The sequence below is a fragment of the Sporosarcina aquimarina genome (assembly GCF_019748715.1).
GTDB lineage: Bacteria > Bacillota > Bacilli > Bacillales_A > Planococcaceae > Sporosarcina > Sporosarcina newyorkensis.
In genome coordinates this window covers 57657-78200 of record NZ_JACLBZ010000035.1, presented here as the reverse complement: position 1 = coordinate 78200, position 20544 = coordinate 57657, and the positions used below count along the sequence as shown (strand labels likewise).

18 protein-coding genes are annotated in these 20544 nt (G+C 39.5%); 14 read left to right on the top strand and 4 right to left on the bottom strand.

The window, feature by feature from the left end; all coding sequences use genetic code 11:
- The first annotated feature begins 26 nt into the window (after nt 1-26).
- A complete protein-coding gene (locus H7J92_RS16035; RefSeq protein ID WP_343228098.1) occupies nt 27-458 on the top strand; it encodes an EamA family transporter in 432 nt (143 codons plus the stop codon).
- Nucleotides 459-614: 156 nt separating this feature from the next.
- Here H7J92_RS16035 and H7J92_RS16030 read toward each other — a convergent pair whose 3' ends face one another.
- Nucleotides 615-773 (bottom strand): hypothetical protein, encoded by a 159-nt coding sequence (locus H7J92_RS16030; RefSeq protein WP_176132525.1) that lies wholly within the window; start codon nt 771-773, stop codon nt 615-617.
- A gap of 832 nt (nt 774-1605) precedes the next feature.
- Between H7J92_RS16030 and H7J92_RS16025 the strand changes: the two genes are divergently transcribed.
- The 11 genes from H7J92_RS16025 (at nt 1606) to H7J92_RS15975 (ending at nt 15974) form a co-directional block, all read left to right on the top strand.
- Nucleotides 1606-3294 carry a sigma-54 interaction domain-containing protein gene (locus tag H7J92_RS16025; protein WP_246603072.1) on the top strand — a complete coding sequence of 563 codons (1689 nt, stop codon included), beginning with the start codon at nt 1606-1608 and terminating at the stop codon, nt 3292-3294.
- Nucleotides 3295-3685: 391 nt separating this feature from the next.
- The gene (locus tag H7J92_RS16020) at nt 3686-5008 is read left to right on the top strand and encodes an MFS transporter (RefSeq protein WP_221837935.1); all 1323 of its coding nucleotides are present in this window, start codon (nt 3686-3688) and stop codon (nt 5006-5008) included.
- Complete coding sequence (locus tag H7J92_RS16015; RefSeq protein ID WP_221837933.1) at nt 5009-6400, top strand: amidase; 1392 nt, start codon at nt 5009-5011, stop codon at nt 6398-6400.
- A 1116-nt stretch (nt 6401-7516) separates the two neighbouring features.
- Nucleotides 7517-8581: a sugar ABC transporter substrate-binding protein gene (locus H7J92_RS16010; protein ID WP_078817493.1), complete on the top strand. Its 1065-nt coding sequence runs from the start codon at nt 7517-7519 to the stop codon at nt 8579-8581.
- 63 nt (nt 8582-8644) lie between these two features.
- The gene (locus tag H7J92_RS16005) at nt 8645-10132 is read left to right on the top strand and encodes a sugar ABC transporter ATP-binding protein (protein WP_340758079.1); all 1488 of its coding nucleotides are present in this window, start codon (nt 8645-8647) and stop codon (nt 10130-10132) included.
- Nucleotides 10133-10136: 4 nt separating this feature from the next.
- Nucleotides 10137-11141, top strand: a complete 1005-nt coding sequence (locus H7J92_RS16000) for an ABC transporter permease (RefSeq protein ID WP_245799475.1) — start codon at nt 10137-10139, stop codon at nt 11139-11141.
- 16 nt (nt 11142-11157) lie between these two features.
- Nucleotides 11158-12372 (top strand): S-methyl-5-thioribose kinase, encoded by a 1215-nt coding sequence (mtnK, locus tag H7J92_RS15995; protein ID WP_221837929.1) that lies wholly within the window; start codon nt 11158-11160, stop codon nt 12370-12372.
- 4 nt (nt 12373-12376) lie between these two features.
- Nucleotides 12377-13420: an S-methyl-5-thioribose-1-phosphate isomerase gene (gene mtnA, locus H7J92_RS15990; protein WP_221837927.1), complete on the top strand. Its 1044-nt coding sequence runs from the start codon at nt 12377-12379 to the stop codon at nt 13418-13420.
- Nucleotides 13421-13454: 34 nt separating this feature from the next.
- Nucleotides 13455-14246: a DeoR/GlpR family DNA-binding transcription regulator gene (locus tag H7J92_RS15985; RefSeq protein WP_078817489.1), complete on the top strand. Its 792-nt coding sequence runs from the start codon at nt 13455-13457 to the stop codon at nt 14244-14246.
- A gap of 28 nt (nt 14247-14274) precedes the next feature.
- Nucleotides 14275-14919 carry an L-fuculose-phosphate aldolase gene (locus H7J92_RS15980; protein WP_078817488.1) on the top strand — a complete coding sequence of 215 codons (645 nt, stop codon included), beginning with the start codon at nt 14275-14277 and terminating at the stop codon, nt 14917-14919.
- A gap of 566 nt (nt 14920-15485) precedes the next feature.
- Nucleotides 15486-15974 carry a metallophosphoesterase family protein gene (locus H7J92_RS15975; protein WP_078817487.1) on the top strand — a complete coding sequence of 163 codons (489 nt, stop codon included), beginning with the start codon at nt 15486-15488 and terminating at the stop codon, nt 15972-15974.
- A 167-nt stretch (nt 15975-16141) separates the two neighbouring features.
- Here the strand turns inward: H7J92_RS15975 and H7J92_RS15970 are convergent, their stop codons facing one another.
- From H7J92_RS15970 to H7J92_RS15960, 3 genes are read right to left on the bottom strand one after another with little or no spacing between them, the layout of a single operon-like run.
- Nucleotides 16142-16594, bottom strand: coding sequence for an acyl-CoA thioesterase (locus tag H7J92_RS15970; RefSeq protein ID WP_078817486.1), 453 nt, complete (start codon nt 16592-16594; stop codon nt 16142-16144).
- Nucleotides 16564-17508: an alpha/beta hydrolase gene (locus H7J92_RS15965; protein WP_078817485.1), complete on the bottom strand. Its 945-nt coding sequence runs from the start codon at nt 17506-17508 to the stop codon at nt 16564-16566. Before H7J92_RS15965 ends, H7J92_RS15970 begins: the two co-directional genes overlap by 31 nt.
- A gap of 25 nt (nt 17509-17533) precedes the next feature.
- Nucleotides 17534-17899, bottom strand: a complete 366-nt coding sequence (locus tag H7J92_RS15960; RefSeq protein WP_217698588.1) for a muconolactone Delta-isomerase family protein — start codon at nt 17897-17899, stop codon at nt 17534-17536.
- Nucleotides 17900-18121: 222 nt separating this feature from the next.
- Here H7J92_RS15960 and H7J92_RS15955 point away from each other — a divergent pair, with 222 nt between their 5' ends.
- The gene (locus H7J92_RS15955; RefSeq protein WP_078817484.1) at nt 18122-19117 is read left to right on the top strand and encodes an NAD(P)H-dependent flavin oxidoreductase; all 996 of its coding nucleotides are present in this window, start codon (nt 18122-18124) and stop codon (nt 19115-19117) included.
- Nucleotides 19114-20544: a carotenoid oxygenase family protein gene (locus H7J92_RS15950; protein ID WP_221837924.1), complete on the top strand. Its 1431-nt coding sequence runs from the start codon at nt 19114-19116 to the stop codon at nt 20542-20544. The genes H7J92_RS15955 and H7J92_RS15950 overlap by 4 nt, the downstream gene beginning before the upstream one ends.

Sequence of the window (20544 nt, the reverse complement as noted above, 5' to 3'; positions counted from 1 at the left end):
AACTGTTGCGCTTAATTTGACAAACTATCATTATAAAAAAAGCCTCTGAAAAGATGGATGCTAGACTGCTGACCGGTTATATGTTGTTAATTGGTTCCCTGTTTCTGCTGCTGATTGCTCTTTGGAAAGAGCCGAATGGTATCACGAGTTTGCGCACTGGCTCTGTTTCGATATGGTTGATTTTTCTCTTTTCTGCCCTATTTGCAACTGCTATCGGTCATATGGTCTATAACTCAATGATTCAAAAGATTGGTGCAGCCGGAGCTTCGATTTTTCTGAACTTAAATACGTTCTTCTCATTGATTGGTGCAGGTTTATTTTTAGGTGAAAAGCTGTTGCCTGCTCATTTCATTGGTCTTATTTTTATTGTCCTCGGGGTTTCGCTTGGTTCAGGAGCGTTGGAATATTATATGCGGAGCATGAGGAAAATGGGGACTGAAGACAAGGGCGTCGAATGAGTCGTAGTTAATAGGAGATGCAAGAGTATTTCTATTATTTTAACGATTCGTGAGATACAAAAAACGGAAGTGAGACAGAGGATATTCGGACTTTTTCATGCATTGACGTCTTGTAAGAACGGGAATTCACCTATAGTAGACTGAGTAGCTTTAAAATTACAGTGCCAAGTATGTAAATGCCTTTGTCTTTGCAATTGTATTACGCTCTTCAGGAAACTTTTCAAATAAGTTGTTGTAATCTTCGTCATATTTGTCGAGTATTTCTCCGAGTAGCCCATCTCTCGATAGCACAACAAACAAAAAATATGCTGACACTTAATTTATATCACTTAAGTCCGCCTCTCTGATTAAAAAACTCTAATGGTGGTTATACATTCATTAAATCATACTCATGGAATGAACGAAATTTAGAGGAATTGTAAAATGTTAATACAAGGAGGGGGGCAAAAATTATGGCTTCCACTCCTGTTTTATTTTCTTAAGAATTAGCATTTTTTTATTATAAATTTATTCTTATTTCCCCACCGTCACCGCACTAAAATTCAATACTTAGACTGCAGATCGATCACTACATTAGCATGCTGATACGTATGGAACATGTATAATCTAGAGTCCAACTAATGACATTATGAAGAATAACTATCAACTAATCTGTGTCACTTATGCAAAAAACAAATGCGATTATTAGAACTGTCATTTTTGTTCGCAAACTGGCACTAAATTTTAGCGGTGCATGTGACCTTCTTTTGCATGTTATCGGTACCATCAATTGGAATTTGTGAGAGTGATAGAGGGGAGAACTTTATATAAATTGAAATTAAATCTGAACTATATGCATTTCAACAAGTATCTATCCGTACAAGCCTGCTAGTAATTTCATGTATAAATACCTGTTTAAAGTTATGATATGATGGAAGAAATGTTAGTACAGGAGAGATTGTGGTTTATTCAATAGAATTATGGGCGGTTCTTCTAGTATATCGCTTTTCTCCCCGGTTTTTTACTTACATAAATTCTGATTACAACCCGGCTGTTTTATTGGACTTTAACATATATTTTTGCATACGCATCAGGGCTTACTTAAACAGGAGGTAGAAATAAAAGTGAGTGTCAAATGCTCAGTAGAAATGAAGGGAGAATGAGGCAGATGGAGTACAAAGATTCGTTAAAAGTCGGGATGATCAAATATGATGATAGGTTAATTGCAGAAGGAATGGGATTGCTTTTTGAAACTGCTCCAATTGGCCTTGTGGTTTTGGACGACAAGGGCTGTGTCAAGTCGCTAAATCTTTATGCTAGGGAAAAGTTTAAGAGTGCAGCTATATCTGAAGGGTCATATATAATGGATTACATAGAAACTGTTTCCGCATCCGAGACATTTAAAATGATTAGGTGCAACATAGATGGAGAGACGTTGATTGGAAAAATAGAGAAGTACGAAAACGGGGATTATCTGCTTCTGCAAACGGAAGAAGAATTGGATCAACTTTTACTTGGAATAGATACGTATCGAAATCTGCTGCTCGATTTCAAGGCAATCTTTGACCACTCGTATGACGTAATTTATGTATCGGATGGACAAGGTCAGACTTTACGGGTGAGCGCAGCTAGTGAGCGGCTATGGGGTTATAAGGAAAGCGAACTTGTCGGGAAGACGGTATATCAGCTTGAGGCAGAAGGAGTGTTTACACCGTCTGTTACTCGTGAAGTTCTGGAGCGCGAGGAAAAGGTTTCGCTTGTTCAAACAACTAAGATGGGTCGACGACTCCTCGTAGTTGGTACGCCAATAAAGGATTCTAATGGGAACATACTTCGTGTGGTGAACGCTTCGAGAGATGTAACGGAGTTAAAGGAACTGAAAGGCGAAATTGATTTGCTGAAACAGATGATGGAAGGATACCGACAAGAGATCGAGCAACTCCGTGAGAATGAAGCATTGGAACGACGATTCATCGCCAGGAGTGCTGGAATGAGACAGGTAATTCAATTTGCGCAGCGGGTTGCGAAAGCGGACTCACCAATCCTCCTGCTTGGCGAATCGGGAGTCGGCAAAGAAGGGATTGCTACGCTGATTCACAAATGGAGTAACCGCAGCAGTGGTCCATTGCTGGTCACCAGCTGTGAAACAGTCTCTGCTGAAATGTTGGAAAAGGAACTGCTTGGGGCAGAGGACCGTCTTGGGTTGATAGAAATGGCAAACTCAGGGACTTTATTCTTGGAACAAGTCGACAAAATGCCTATGTCTATTCAGGCTAAACTAGTGCGTGCGCTGCAACGAGGAATTTTGGAAGAAAAAAAGGTGGATGTTAGAATCATTGCTACGGCGAGTGAGGACTTGAAGGTTAAGCTTGAGGAAGGCAAATTCAGGGAAGACTTTTATTACTATTTGAATGTCGTGCCGATTGAGGTGCCGTCACTTCGGGAGCGCCGTGAGGACATCATTCCACTTATCATCCACTTCTTGAAGGAATTAAACGAGCTCTATAAGGACGATAGAAAGATTAACCCTAATGTGCTTAAAACACTCGAAAAATATGATTGGCCTGGAAATGTCCAAGAGCTGCGGAATATTACCGAGAGGCTTTATGTTACATCCGAGGGTCAAGAGATAGGACCGGAAGCATTGCCAAGCTCGCTCGATCTGATCAATAGAAACGAACAGGCGGTCCAAGTTTATGAAATCATGCCATTAAAAAGTGCAGTAGAATTGGTGGAGCAACAACTCTTGGAACTGGCAGGAAAGAAATATGCTTCTACTACTCAAATTGCAAGAGCTTTGCAGATTGACCAATCCACAGTGAGCCGGAAGCTGAAACGTTACTTTAAAGAAGAGTAATGCAGAAATGCAAAGTGGTTATGCAACAATGCATAGGTTCCGAATGTATATGTATATAAGTGCCGTAAAGGCGATAATCAACCGTTGTGGGAAAAAGATCCCTAACGGTTGTTTTTTATTAAAAACGTACATCTAAAGGATGTGTTCCGATGATCCCACTTCTTGTATACCCAAAGTTGCCCTTCTTGTTACCTCTTTTTACTTACTCATTTAAGATGGGAGAACACCATTCAAACGCCTTGTATATATGGCGGAATGCATAGAATAATCACTAAAATTGAATTGTTCGATAAATATTTGGGTGTTATAACTAAGAAAGTAGTAAAAAAACTATTACTTATCAATCAAGTCATGCAAGCGTTTACTAAAGAATGAGGAATGGGGGATTAAAATGCTGAAAAAGAATTATCGCTATCAGATCATGTTAATGATGGTCATTATGGTAATCATTAATTACATTGACCGTGGAGCTATTTCGTATGCTCAGGCAGACATCATTAAAGAATATGGATTCGACCCGATTTCCTGGGGGGCAGTACTTGGCTACTTCGGATTTGGTTACTTATTTGGTTCACTTTTCGGAGGAATCCTAGCGGATCGCAAGGGACCTAAATTTGTATGGATTTTGGTCGGGATAGGTTGGTCCGTCTTTGTCGTTACAACCGCATTCGCCGGTGATATTGGTCTGATTCTGTTTGGAGGATCTGCGCTTACTGGATTTGCTGTAGTCCGGATATTGTTCGGTTTTGCAGAAGGTCCCACGTTCTCAACGATCAATAAGACGAATGCCAACTGGGCTACTCCAAAAGAACGCGGGTTTGCAGTTTCTTTAGGACTTCTCGGTACACCGCTTGGTGCAATGTTGACAGCACCGGTCGCGGTGGGACTGTTGTACTTTACAAGTTGGAAAGTAATGTTCATCTTGCTGGGTGCACTCGGGATTATCTGGGTTTTCTTTTGGTCACGAATGTTTACGGACTTGCCGGAACAAAACCCGAAAGTCTCAAAAGAAGAACTTGAGAAAATCCGTTCTGTTGAAGACTTGTTGCCGAACGAAAAAGTTGTCAACCCGCAAGATGACTCAATCCGGTGGTATCATTTCTTCAAAAATCCCACTCTTGTCTTTAATGCATTCGGTTATTTCGCGTTCCAATACATTAACTTCCTTCTCTTAACCTGGACGCCGAAATATTTGCAGGACGAGTTCGGTTTCCAATTATCGTCGCTATGGTATTTGGGCATGATTCCTTGGATTGGAGCGTGTTTTACCGTGCTGCTCGGAGGAAAAATTTCCGATTACCTGCGGATGAAGACGGGCAGTCTCAGAATTGCACGTTCTGGACTGGCAGTCGTATCGCTCCTGCTTACTGCTATTTGTTTTATGCTGATTCCAACGGCAAATTCAATTACCGGCGTGATGGTCTTGATGAGTATCGGTAATGCATTTAACTCACTACCTAACTCGGTCTACTGGTCTGTCATCATTGACACAGAGCCAAGCCGTGCTGGTACATTTGGCGGGATTACACACTTCATAACAAACACGGCAACAATTATTGCGCCGATACTTACTGGTTTCCTTGTTGTCAGCCATGGCTATTCTGCAATGTTCACGGCAGCTGCAGTTGCAGCGGCAATCGGGATGTTCTGCATGATTTTTGTAAAACCTGGTCAACGACAACAAAAAGTAAAGCTAAAAGGGGGGATGGCATAAATGACACTAACGTCCTTTTTTCAGCAAATCAAAGCAGGGGAAGTTTCATCTGTTGAACTTGTTGAAGCTAGTTTGGATAAAATTGCGGAGAGAGATCCTGCATGCAATGCATTCATCACTGTCGCAGCAAAAGAGGCCCGGCAAGCTGCGGTAAAGTTGGATGAAGAAGCGGAGAAGAAAAACTTTAAAGGTCAATTGCACGGTATCCCCATAGCGATAAAAGACATGATTAACACTCATGGAATCCGGACGACGATGGGATCGAAAGTATACGAAAATCATTATCCTGAAATGAATGCTGAAGTTGTGAATAGGTTAGAAGAGGCTGGAGCAGTAATCATAGGGAAAACAAATACACATGAATTTGCTTATGGACCAACCGGAGATCGCTCCTTCTTTGGTACATGCCATAACCCTTACAACCCTCAGAAAATTACGGGTGGGTCGAGTAGTGGTTCGGGAGCAGCAGTCGGGGCGGGCATGGTTGCAGGAGCTATCGGAACTGATACAGGTGGATCAGTTCGAATTCCGGCTTCTGCATGTGGCGTGGTCGGTATGAAACCGACATTTGGGTTGGTCAGTAAAGTCGGGGCCTTTCCACTAGCCTATACACTTGACCATATAGGTCCGATGACTAATACCATACGAGATAATGCGCTATTATTGAATGTGATGGCTGGATATGATTTTAAGGATCCTCATTCTGTTCAAAGAGACGTACAAGATTATTCCGAACGGATTAGCAAAGACGTTAGCGGATTGAAGATTGGAATTCCTGACTGGTATTTTGAGCGGATTGAAGAAGAAGTAAGCGATGCAGTGGAAAGTTGCATAAAGTTATATGAACAAATAGGTATACAAGTCAAGCTTGTCAACATGCCGGTTATGCGGGATATCGCCACTGCCCAAATAGTGACGATCCAAGCAGAAGCAACTGCAGTGCACCAAGAAACGATGCAAAACCATAAAGATGAGTTGGATCGAGAGGTCTATGATCGTCTGATTGCAAGTCAATCTGTCAGAGGTTATGAGTATGTTCAATCCCAAATAAAGCGTAGTTCTTTAATTAAGGAATATAATTTGGTATTTAATGAAGTGGATGCGCTGCTAACTCCTACACTTCCTATCCTGCCTACAGATATTGGACAAAGAGAAGTTCGGATTGGGACAGAAACTGAATCTGTTCGCAGTGCACTTCTTCGGTTGACTTCACCTACCAATTACACCGGAAATCCGTCTTTGTCATTGCCATGTGGTCTATCTGAAAGCGGTCTTCCAATTGGCGTTCAATTGATTGGAAAGCATTGGAGTGAGGGGTTGCTGTATCAGTTGGGATATGCTCTAGAGCAGGCAATCGGCTTTACAGAGCGCGTTAACAAATATAACAATTGATCTAAAGATTATGATAGTTGAGAGGAGGAGCCTTTAGGGTTCCTTCTTTTTTATTTTATGAGGAAAGCCGAGCGAATGGGAGGATTTTTAAAGACTAATGAGAAATCACTGGCATTACATTAAACTTAAAAACTCGACGGTCAAATTTGGATCCTTTCTATTTACTATTTTGCAAAAAACTTTGTTTAGGGACATGGTAACTTTTAATATTGTTCACTTTGTCGGATGTATTTCTCACATCCACGTGTTTCTTGAAATCTGAGGGATCAAGAGAAGTGCTATCAATAGCAGGGTGAGGATCCATTAAGGTACTAGTTCCTTAATGGATTAAAGTGTGTTTAGGGGGCTAATATCTTAAATAATATAGAAATTCTCATAAACCCATTCTCAAATTGAAAGAGCATGCCTAATTTTCATCTTGATCTCCTAATAAGCTGTTTTTTTTATACAATATCATCTATCAAGCAGCTTGGATCCGTCCAATCCACATCCCCCCTTTAAACTCCATACCACTCACCCACTACAAAAGAAGGTCGATTAAAACTTGTCTTGTAAAGGTGTTTCAACCAACAGTTATCATTGATGAAGTTTTAGAATACTTCAAGTATCGCACGGTATCCTACTCGAACAAAAAAACGATCGTTTGTTTATTTCTGGTATACAACGAACAGATTTTTTTCTTGTTCACCATCATTTTCGGGATGTTTTGATGATTGATGCAAACACTTTCCTACTTCTTGATGATTACGGTAGACAGGCAGAGCCGGTTCACTCAGTTCTTCATCCGAGTTTTTCTTCTTTAAAGATCTTGTTCTGATAGGTTAGTAAGGTCATCAGATTTAAAATGTCATTAGATGTTAATAAAATAACACATAAAATCATTCGTTAAACTGTTTTAATGTGAAGTTAGTTGAGATGACTTGAAAGAAATCATAAATAGCAAAATTTAAGAATATAATATGAATAAAATATTATTGTTTTAGCACTGTGACGGCTAAAATAGTAAAATATAAACTCAATTACTTGAAAGGTTTAAAAATATGTTGACGAGTGTTAAAAGGTGTTATATAGTGTTAATAATAATTTGAAAGCGATTTCATAGGGGGAGGAAAGAGGATGAAGAAATTTTTTTTATTTACTGTTATAGCTTTAATGTTGGCGCTGGTTGGGTGTGGTAATTCAGAGCCTACAAGTGAACCAAAGGAAAAGATTGAGGGTGTGCCTGAGGAAATTCAAAATGATGTGAAGATAGCTGTTATACGAAATCTTCCATCTGATGATCATACAAAACAATTTTTAGATGGCGCACGCTCAGAAGGTGAGAGTTTTGGATTTAAAGTAGATACTTTTATCTCTGACGGTGATGATGCAAAATTCCAAGATTTAGTGAAACAAGCTATTCAAAAAAAGTATGATGGTTTGATAATTTCGCATGGGAAAGAGGCATATTCAAAGGACTTAATTCAAATGGCATTAGATGCAGACATTAAGGTAGTTACATTTGATACTGTGGCAGATAACGATGGGATTACATCAACTGTTCAGGACGATCATGAACTTGCTCGTTTGAGTCTAGATGAAATTGCAAAGCTTTCCGAAGATGGTAAGCCTGTAAGAGTAATCAAACTATGGTTGGGTGGAATTCCTCCACTGGATTCCCGTGAAGAAGTCTATCAGCAATATGAAAAAGACGGCAAACTAGAAACGTTAGAAACAATCGGACCTGCAAATATGCAAAATGTTCAAGGAGATGTTTCGGCAAGCGTAAGTTCCATCCTTGGAAAGTACAAAGAGGGATCCGTAGATGCTATTTGGGGATCATGGGATGAGTTGGCAAAAGGCGGGTTTAACGCATTAAAGGATAATAAGCGTTCTGATATAGATTTGATTTCAATTGATATTTCCAATCAAGATATTAATTTAATGCTAGAAGACGGAAGCACATGGTTATCTACTGCTGCAGTGGACCCACAACTAATCGGAATTATGAACATGAGATTGCTATCCAAAAAGATTGCTGGCGAGGAAACACCTTCGGATTACAAATTGGAACCTAGATTAATTAAACAGGAAGATTTAACAGACTCTACTAATATGACAAACCTTGGCGATGTTATTGAGGGTTGGGGTACATCGGATGATTTCAATGAAGAGTGGATGAAAAAGTTACGTGATAGGTAAATGAAAGGGCGCTCATGCGCTCTTTATTTAAATTAGAAAGTCGGTGATTAAATGAAGTTGGAAATGGAAAAAATTTTCATTGAGTTTCCAGGTGTAAAGGCATTAAAAGGCGTGGACTTTGCGATGAAATCTGGATCGATTCACGCATTAATTGGTGCGAATGGTGCGGGGAAATCGACTTTAATGAAAGTGTTATCGGGTGCCTATGACCATTACGAGGGTGAAATTTTACTAGACGGGAAAGCGGTTGAAATCCGAAATCCGAAGCAGGCTAAGATGCTGGGTATTGATATCGTTTTCCAAGAAGTTGATACAGCGCTTATACCGTATTTGACTGTGGGCGAAAATATCATGCTTGATTCACTAGCAAATGATATGGGTGGCAAACACTTTGTTAATTGGAAACAAACACATAAAAGAGCAAAAGAGGTATTGGAAGAACTGCATATCAATCTACCGACAAGACGGCTTGTTTCTAGATTAACACTGGCAGAAAAGCAGATGGTATTGATTGCGCGATCACTTGTACAAAAACCTAAGTTTTTAATTTTAGATGAACCGACTGCTCCATTAAGTACGGCTGAAACGAAAGAACTGTTCAGAGTTATTCGTAATTTATGTAGTATGCATGGGGTAGGAATTATTTTTATTTCACATCGCTTACCTGAATTGTTTGAGATTTGTGAAGATATAACAGTTATGAAAGATGGAGAATTTGTATCTTGTCGACCTATTAAAAGCACGTCTATCAAAGAAGTAGTTGACGATATGCTAGGCGGCAATATGGTAGATGATTATGTAAAGAAAAAGTCGGTGATAGGAGAAGAAGTATTATCAATCCGTAACTTGACGGATAAAGAAGGTACTCTTGACAACGCAAGTTTTTCCGTTAAGTCAGGCGAAATTGTTGGAATTGCAGGATTGGTTGGTGCAGGAAAAACGGAGTTATGCAAAACGATATTTGGCGATAATACAATTGATAGTGGAGAAATAATGGTAAACGGTAAATTAGTTAAGCCAAGCTCACCCTATCATGCCGTTAAAGAGGGATTTGCTTTAGTGCCGGAGGAGAGACGAAAAGAGGGGGTCTTGGTAGAAGAACCGGTTTTTAGTAATTTATCTGCACCTAGTCTGCATAATTTCACGTCATTAGGATTCCTGAATACAAAGAAAGAGAAGGTTGCTGCAGTGAAGATGATAAAAGACTTGGGGATTAAAACGCCTTCTGAGAATCAAAAAGTAGCTTTATTATCTGGTGGAAATCAACAAAAGGTAGCTGTAGGTAAATGGCTACAATCAAATGCGCACGTCTATATGTTCGATGAACCTACAAAGGGCGTTGATGTTGGCGCGAAATCAGAGATATTTCAATTAATAGAAGGCTTAGCTGAAAGAGGAAAAGCGATTATGTATGCCTCCAGTGAAATAGTAGAGATATTGGCGATAACGGACAGGGTCTATATTATGTATGACAACCGAATTGTTAAAGAGGTAGTAACAAGCGAAACAAATGAGGAAGAAATTATGTATTATTCAACTGGGGGAGAATAAACTTATGAAAAATACGATGGTCAAACAAAAACAAAATAAGTCTTCCTTAAATTTATTAGAAGCATTAAATAAGTGGGGAACCATAGTTGCGATCGTCGCGATTATTATATTCTTTACTTTTATGTTGCCGGACCTATTTTTGACAAGCTCAAATGTCGTGAATATATTTCGAAGTATTTCCATTGTAACTATTATTGCAATTGGACTAACAGTTTCACTGTCTGTTAATGGATTTGATTTATCGATTGGTTCTTCAGCAACGTTATCAAGTTCTTTAATTATCTCATTCTTTATTTGGTTCAATATGCCTTTAGGTATCGCTTTACCGTTAGCGATCTTAATTACTTTATCCGTAGCGGCAGTAAATGCATTTTTAATTGTTAAAGTGAAAATTCCTGACCTTTTTGCTACTTTATCTACAATGTTTATTTTTGAAGGAGTGGCTATGACTTATACGGGAGGGGGATCCATTAGTCAAGGAATGCCACGATTAGATGGATCGCCAACAGTAGGAACATTGCCAAAGATGTTTACGTACTTAGGTCAAACGCCTTGGATCATTATCATTATGGTTTTGGTTGTTGCACTTGTACATATATTTTTGAATCATACAAAGCATGGTCGTTATATGTACATGATAGGTGGTAATCCTGAGGCAGCGCGTTTATCGGGGATCCCGGTTAAACGTTACCGTACTTTAGCCTATATTATATCTACTACTTTTGCGGCACTTGGCGGGATTATACTTGCTTCGTATATAGGATCAGCACAAATAAATGCGGGATCAGGTTACTTGATGCCTGCAGTTGCCGCCGCGTTTATCGGGTCCTCATTTGCTGGAAAAGGTAAGCCAAATGCAATCGGTACATTTTTCGGAGCAGTCCTTGTAGGGGTTTTAGAAAATGGATTAGTCATGATGTCTGTGCCGTATTACTCGCTAAACATAGTAAAAGGATTAGTACTAGCCCTTGCACTGGCATCTACCTATTATAATCAGAAAAAGTTTTAAGACGGGAGAGAGCAAGATGTCGAAATTTGATGAATACTTTTTAATGCAAGAGTCGGACGTTGCCGAATATGTGAAAGAAAAAATTACTTTTTTTGATAAAAAAGCTCTTTTGGAAGTGAAGGAGATTGGTGATGGGAATCTAAACTATGTGTATCGTATAAAGGAGACCGAAACCAATAAATCAATCATCATCAAACAGGCTGGTACTGTAGCAAGGATTTCTGAAGATATTCATTTATCGACAAATAGAATTAAGATTGAATTTGAAGTATTAAGTATGTATCGGAAATATGCACCGGAATTTGGACCTGACCTATATGGGTATGATGCAGTTATGAATTGTTTTGCGATGGAGGATTTATCTGAGTTCCGTATTTTACGCGATGGATTAATTCATTATCAAATCTATCCACATCTGGCAGATCATATGTCTACATTTATTGTAGATACGTTATTGCCTACTACAGATGTATTTATGGAGCATAAAGAAAAGAAAGAGCAAGTAAAGACCTTTATAAATCCTGAGCTATGTGAAATCTCAGAGGAACTGGTTTATACAGAGCCTTTTACGGACCATAATAAACGCAATGAATTATTCGGCCCGATACAAGCCTGGATAAGCCAACAAATCTATGAGGATCAATTATTGCGTACAGAGGCAGCAAAATTGAAATTTGCATTTATGAATAATGCTCAAGCTTTGATACACGGCGACCTGCATACAGGCTCAATTTTTGTAACACCAGATCAAACAAAGGTAATAGATCCTGAATTTGCATTTTATGGACCAATTGGGTATGACGTCGGCAATCTGATAGCCAACTTAGTATTTGCTCACGTCAGAGCAGTAGTTGCGGGGGAAGAAGCGTATGTTGAATGGAGCAAGCGAACAATAGCTAGTTTCATTGATCAGTTCCAGAAGAAATTTATTGTAAAATGGAATGACGGTGCAATAGATAGATTGGCCAAAGAAGGTGGGTTTAAAAACCATTATCTCCATACAGTAATGGAGGATACGGCCGGCATTTGTGGGTTGGAAATTATTCGTCGTATTGTTGGGTTGGCAAAAGTGAAGGATATTGTGGGTATAGAGGAACCCGAAGCGAGAGAAAAGGCAGAAAAGATTTGTGTACTCTTTGCAAAAGATTGCATTATGAAACGAGCGTCTTTGCTAACGGGCGATCAATATTTAGAGCTTTTACAAGATAAAATAGAAAAAATTATGAGGTGACAATATGTCAAAGCAAGTTACTACTATTGAATGGAAAGAAGATAAATTATTTTTATTGGACCAAACAGTCCTACCCAATGTGGTTGCATATCAAAGCTTTGATTCAATTCAAGGTGTTTGGGATGCCATACAAGATATGATTGTTCGAGGAGCACCTGCTATCGGAGTAGCAGCTGCTTATGGAATGTATTTAGGGGCGGAGTCAATTGAAACATCGGCAATGTCTGAGTTTCAAAAAGAATACAAGAAATTAGGAGATTATCTTGCTACTTCACGCCCAACAGCGGTAAATTTGTCGTGGGCAATTGATCGAATGATAGACTTTGCGCAAAAAAACGATCAATTAACCGTTGGAAAATTGAAAGAGCAATTACTTGAAGAAGCAAAGTTAATTCATAAAGAAGATGAAGAAATTAACTATAAAATTGGTGAAAATATGCTAAGTTTATTATCAAATGGGTGTGGACTGCTGACCCATTGTAATGCAGGTGCATTAGCTACCACGAAGTATGGTACTGCTACAGCCGCAATGTATTTAGCACAAGAAAAGAATTGGGATTTTAAAGTATATTCAGATGAGACCAGACCACGTTTGCAAGGCTCGAATTTAACGGCATTTGAATTGCACCAAGCAGGTATAGATGTTACCGTAATTACCGATAGTATGGCAGCGGTGATAATGAGTAAAGGCGAAATAGATGCTATAATTGTGGGTGCTGATCGAGTTGCTGCGAACGGAGATGTGGCAAATAAGATCGGTACATTGAATTTATCCATACTGGCAAAAAACTTTAATATCCCAATGTATATAGCGGTACCAACACCTACAATTGATATGCAAACAAAAACAGGTGCTGAAATTCCGATTGAAGAACGAGATTCACATGAAGTAATTAAAGGGTTTGGTGAGTTTACGGCACCTAAAGATGTTAAAGTGTTTAACCCGGCATTTGATGTTACACCTCATGAAAATATAACAGCTATAGTTACGGAAAAAGGCATAGTCCGTGCTCCCTTTGAAGAGAATTTAAAGAAACTATTTGAATAAAATACAAGTATCAATAGATGGAAAGTGAGTAATTATGGTTATCTTACCTGAAGAACGTAGAGAAAAAATAATTGACATACTAAAAACCAAAGATTACGCTGAAATCCAGTATTTGAGCGAGACATTTAAAGTATCAGAAATGACGATCCGACGTGATATTGACAAGCTAGAGAAAGAGAACCGAGTTACCCGTGTATACGGTGGTGTGCGTTTAAAGGTATTAAGTGATCGTGAATGGGAGAGCCCTATTGAAATCCGGAAAAGTACAAATTCACTGGCTAAAAAACTGATTTCGAAAGAGGCTATGAAATATATTAATGACGGTGACGTGATTGCATTTGACGCTAGCACTACAGCATTAGAATTGAGTCGGTTTATTAAGTTCGAACGTAAAGTAACAGTTGTTACGAACAATTTAAATATAGCTATTGAGTTAGCAGAGGATCCTGAAATACCCGTCATATTATTAGGTGGTTTTGTCCGCCGTACTTCACTTTCCGTTATTGGTTCAGGGATGTCTAAGTACCTAGATTCAATCAACATCGATAAAGCTTTTATATCATGTAAGTCTTTTAACTATTCAGATGGGGTAACGGACTTTCTGATGGATGAAGGAGAAGCGAAACAAGCAATAATAAAACGATCGACTGACATTTTTCTGTTGGCAGATCAATCAAAAATAAACACAATTGCTTTCTTTAAGATTTGTGATGCTGAACAAATTGATTATTTAATTACAGACCGTTCACAAGAGCATACACATGAACAATCAGAGTGCTTGAAACAGTATAAAGAATCCGGTGTTCATGTAATTGTTGCAAAGTAATCGCACGAACAATTAAAGGAGGAAATAGATGTTATTAGAACAAGAAAGAATGAAAATAGTTGAGTTCTGTAATAAATTAATTACACAGGGGTTAACAAAGGGCACAGGAGGGAATATTAGTGTCTTTAATCGCGATAAAAATTTGATGGCTATAAGTCCGAGTGGTATTGAGTATCAGAAATTAACACCAGAAGATATTGTGGTATTGGACTTAAAACACAATATAATAGATGGAAAAAATAAGCCCTCCAGTGAGCTGAGCATGCATTCTATTTTTTATAGGGAACGCAAAGACATAAATGCAGTAGTGCATACACATTCTACCTTTGCCAAAACTTTAGCTTCCTTACGATGGGAATTACCTGCGGTGTCATATTTAGTAGCTTATGCCGGTAGAAATGTTAGGTGTGCCGAATATGCAAGTTTTGGCACGGATGAATTAGCTGAAAATGCATTTGCTGCAATGCAGGATCGAAAAGCAGTATTCTTGGCGAACCACGGTATGCTGGCAGGGGCAATAGATTTGGAAAATGCTTTTAATATAGCAGAAGAAATTGAGTTTTGTGCTGAGATCTACTATCGTGCCAAGCAATTAGGGGAGCCGATATTGTTATCTGATGAAGAAATGGATCAAATGTTAGAAAGGTTCAAGTCGTATGGTCAAAAAGCGTAACTACTAACTAAAAACATGATATAATTATACGCTTTTAACGTATGTTGGATAAACAGTCGTCTGTGATGGTTTTGAATCATATAGACGGACTGTTTATTTATTTGACCAAGACGAATGTACATGCCTTCAATTTATATGTTGTCACTTTCTTCAATAAAAGGGCTGCCATATTCATAACGAATTCTTTCTTACTTGCTTGCTGGATCTGATAATATGAATTGGCACTGTATTGGATTGGTACAATTTAAGATCAGTTTCATGTGCAGACCTTTCATAAGTTGTAAGTCCTTTTAATTTGGCTAGAAAATCGCAAGTAATAACGCCGAACAACAAATATAATCCGTAAATAATAAAGCCGCCAAATATCTATTGATAGTCTGACATAAAGAGCATTTGCGTAATGGAAGAATTGGAAATGACATTGATAGATTCATAAAGTAAAGTGTGGTTAAAATAGTAATACTTGAGAGTTCCAAAATGTAAATGACTTTGTGTCCAATAGCATTAAGGCATTGCTCGGATAATCTTCGGGAAGTTCACTACTTAATGTTCAGGAGGCTGAAAAAATGAAAGTGGTGATTTTATCGGATACCCATATGCCGAAAAAAGGCAGCGTGCTTCCTGAGAGATTCCTAAATGAGTTGGATCAGGCGGACCATATTATCCATGCCGGTGATTGGTCGACGCTGGAGGTTTATGACATCCTATCGGCGTATGCCCCCGTTACTGGAGTGCAGGGGAATGTGGAGGATGAACACATCAGGGAGAAGATGCCTGAAAGAGAGGTCATTACGCTAGAAGGTTTTAGAATTGGTATCGTTCACGGTCATGGAAGCGGAAAAACAACGGACAGGCGTGCGTTTGATGCTTTTGTGGATGAGCCTGTCGACGTCATAATCTTTGGCCATTCCCACATTCCTTTGCTCCGTTATTTTAAGAAGTGTCTGCTGATTAATCCGGGATCTTTGATGGATAAACGAACGAATCCTTATTATTCATTCGCGGTGATGAATCTTGGGGAAGGGATCGAAGTGCGGCATGTGTTTTTCTCATGAATACCCCTCGGCTAGATAATTTTGATTGTGAATACTTCTTCAATGATAGGCAAATTTTCTTATGAATGTGGTTTTGTATGCTTATTCCTAAAAAAGAACCACCATGCCTCCCTTGCAAAGAGGCATGGTGGATTCTGTTAAAGTTGTTCTAGCGATAAGAGATCATACTAAATTTGCGGTGTTTTTTCGTTATCACGGATTCGTTGTTTCACCCATTCAGGAATGACTATCGATTTTTTTGTTTTACTATCTACGATTATGAGATTGGTCCAATTCGATGCGATAACTTCCCCCGTTGATTTTCGTTGAATGACGCTTTCTATTGTAAATGATTTTGTGCCGAAGCGGGATGTGCGTACTTTAATCACTAGTTCCTCACGCGCATACGCTTGACTGTGGAATCGGCAATAAATATCCCCAACGACGAACATTAAGTTTTCTTCGTAGAACCCTAAATGCTCGAGATAATCCGCACGACCCTGTTCGAAATACAAACTATAGCTTGTATTATTGACATGTGCATATAAGTCTGTTTCACACACACGGACTTTTGTATACGTTTCATAACCAAAGGTTTCCAACCATTCTTCTAAATTTGGCTTGATATAGTCTGCACCCATTTGTTTGCCTCCTTAGTTAAATGCTTGGTAAACCAAAGTGTAGCCTCCCGCTGTGCTCGTTCGAATGTTTCCCCGTCATATAAATCAAAGTGCCCCTTTGGTAGTTTCACCAACTGTTTCGGTTCAGAAATTTTTTCATTAAACACATCGATAGCCGGTTGTGGTGGTGTTACCCCATCTTCCATGGCTACTATCATTAATAGCGGTGTAGGCGAAATCAGGTCGGCGTTGGATGCGGGGAAGTACTCCATGTACTTTTCCATTGATTCAAGTGTCAGACGGTTTTTCCAATTGGATGTACATTTTTTTGCTTTATTCGTAAACCAATCGTACGCTTCGGGATGGGTTTGTGCACAGTTTTGCCCATCTTGACTGACGACTTTAATATATTCAATAGGTGCACCTTCATATCGTGCTTGCCGATAATGCATCAATTTTTGGGTATAGGAAGCTAAATTGTCCTTACCCATCTTTTTCTCCATGCCAATACGACCGCGAATCGTCGGAACTTGTGAGACGATTGCTTTTACACGGCGATCAATAGCACCCACTTGTAGTACATGACCACCGCTATAGGAGCTTCCCCAAATACCAATCCGTTCAGAATCGACAAAGCTTTGAGACGCCATCCATGAAATAGCGTTACGATAATCTTCAATTTGCATCATCGGATCCATGTGCTGGCGATTTTCTCCTTCACTTTCACCGAAATTCCGATAATCAAAGACGAGGACCGCGAATCCTGATTCTGCAAACCTCTTTGCATACGCGGGTAAAAAAACCTCTTTAACTAAACTAAATCCATGAGCCATAACTACGGCTGGAAAGGTGATGTTTTCATCTTCCGACGGTCGATATAAAAGCCCGCTGCAAGTAATTCCTTCACTTTTAAACATGATTTTTTCTACTATCATTCCAGTCAACTCTTTTCCTAGATCATTATTTTTTCCAACGTTTTGTTACATCTTCTCCAAAATTTAAATAAGGACGAACGGGTGTCATTTCTTCTACTGTTATATAATCAGCCAATGGCAGCTGAGCTGTGAATACTCGATCTAACTCATCGTGTGAATCTGCATCGTAAATTAAAATGACTTCTTTGCTGCCTGCCACTTTATAGGCACTGACAATTTTGCCGGCCTGGAGTGCTTTACTCCCGACGGCAATTTCTTTCTCCCACAGAGCCCATAACTCCTCCGTTGATAATTCTTTTTGCTGCACGGAGACACGAATATAAAATAACATTTCCAATTCCACCTTTCTATATTCAATTCCTTCCTCCCCTACTACATATGCAAGTTTCATACCATATTCAATATCCTTGCTTGGCGCGGGAAATATGGGAATGGCTTAATTTTCTGATTACTATCCTACTCACTTTTATGTCTTTTGATTACTTTTGGAATCGAATATCCTTGCTAACAGTGATTCTGATACATCGTTTTAATTGGCATGATACTTGCAATATAGACTGGCACACTAGTGAAAGTGTAATTTCGAAAGAGTCTTTATTTGGAGGGGATATAAATGGGGAAAAAAGAAGATGTGTTGAAAGCACTATCAGACCAAATGGTATTGCCAGTCATCGCGGCACCAATGTTTCTAGTATCTAATCCCGAGCTAGTCACGGCATGTTGCAGGAATGGGGTCATTGGTTCTTTTCCTGCACCGAACGCCAGAACGATTGAACAATTAGAAGAGTGGATGATTCAAATTACCACTTCATTAGAAGAGCATGCAAAGTCAGGTCAAAAAACGGCTCCTTGGGCACTTAATATGGTTACCCATCGTACGTATAGTCGCCTGAAGGAAGAAGTGGAATTGATTTTACGCTATCAGCCGAAAATCGTGATTACGGCGTTAGGCAGTCCAACTACAGTCATTGAAGCTGTGCATAGTTATGGCGGGCTTGTATTTGCTGACGTGAATTCGGTAAAATTTGCCAAAAAGTCTGCTCGGACAGGGGTTGATGGGCTGATCCTCGTGAGTTCGGGCGCTGGAGGACATACAGGGAATATGAACAGCTTTGCATTCGTGGAAGCGGTTCGGCAATTCTTTGATGGCCTAATTATATTGGCGGGCGGGATTTCTACAGGAAACGGAATTCTTGCTGCCCAATCACTTGGTGCAGATTTAGCTTATATGGGAACCTCATTCATTTCCACATCAGAAAGTATGGCGCAAGTGGAATATAAAGAAATGGTCGTAGATGCGGAATTCGATGATATCGTCATGACGGATGCATTTACAGGCGTTCATGCAAATATGCTTCGTCCCAGTATTGAAAAAGCGGGACTCGATCCGAAAAAGTTAAAGCCGAAAACGACGATTAATTTCAGTGATCCTCAAGCCGGTACAAAAGCATGGAAAAATATTTGGTCAGCAGGACACGGCGTAGAATCGGTAACAAACATTCAACCGGCTGCAGACATTATTTCGGGGCTTGTAGAACAATATGAAAAAGCGCAAATGCGTTTAAGTCAAATAAACTATTGGAACATGCACAAGGAGGAAATCAAATGACTAAAATGCAAACTGAAATAAATCCCTATTTACAAGATCCTTTATATTCACCTACAGAAGAAGAGCTTTTCGTCGAAGAACTGCCGGTCATTGAAGGAGAAATTCCTTCTGATTTCAGCGGTGTGTATGTTCGCAACGGTCCGAATCCAAAGTATGAACCAACAGGCCGTCATCATTGGTTTGACGGAGACGGTATGCTGCACGCAGTCTATTTTAAAGATGGGAAAGTCAGTTACAGAAACCGATATGTTCATACAAAAGGCTATGAGTATGAAGACAAAACAAAGCAATCTGAATGGGTTGGTCTCAGAGATAATATAGCGGGAAATCCCAAATTTGAACCATTGAAAAACACATCCAATACAGATGTTGTCTACCACAATAATAATCTCTTAAGTCTTTGGTATAAGTCGGGGGAACCTTATCGAATAGATGCAAAAACGCTGGAAACGATAGGTGTGGAAAACTTTAATGACCAATTAAAAGTACATGTTTCCGCACATTCCAAAGTAGATGAGAATACAGGAGAATTCATTTTCTTCGATTATGGAAATTCATATCCTTATATGATGTACGGAGTGGTTTCGGCAGACGGAAAGGATGTGCATAGCGTACCAATCGATTTACCTGGTCCGCGTAACCCGCACGATATGTGGATAACTGAGAAGTATTCAATTCTAATGGATTTGCCACTCTTTGCGAATACGGAAGCATTGAAAAAGGGGCGCTATAAAGTGGAATTTCATCAGAATATCCCAAGCCGTTTCGGTGTGATTCCACGTCATGGGAATTCCAATGAAATTCGCTGGTTTGAGGCAGATCCTTGCTATATCTACCATTCTATCAACGCATGGGAAGATGGCGATGAAATTGTACTTGTCGGCTGTCGTGTTGATCAGCCTGAGCCGCCCAAACGCTCTACTGAGAGTGACATTGAAAGAATGATGCAGTTCTTACAATTGAATGCAAAGCTCCATTACTGGCGCTTAAATCTCAAGACAGGTGCTGTAAAAGAAGGCGAATTGGATGATTTGAATACGGAATTCCCTGCCATCAATCTGCACTATATGGGGCGCAAAGGTCGTTATTCTTACAACGTGCATATCGATTCTTCCCATACATTAAAATTTACGGGATTAGTGAAGTACGACACATGGACCGGCCAATCCCAAAAGTATCTGTTTGATGAGCATTTTTTTGGTTCCGAAGCTGCGTTTGCGCCTAAGAAACAGGCCCAGTCGGAGGATGAAGGCTATGTGGTTTGTTATACACATAATGAGGTTACGAATAAATCCGAGCTGGTAATTTTAGATGCTCAGCAGTTTGATTTGGGTCCGGTTGCCAGAATTGCACTGCCGCACCGTGTGCCGATGGGTTTCCATGCGACTTGGATTTCAGGGGAGAATTTCTTCGGTTCCGAAGCGTAA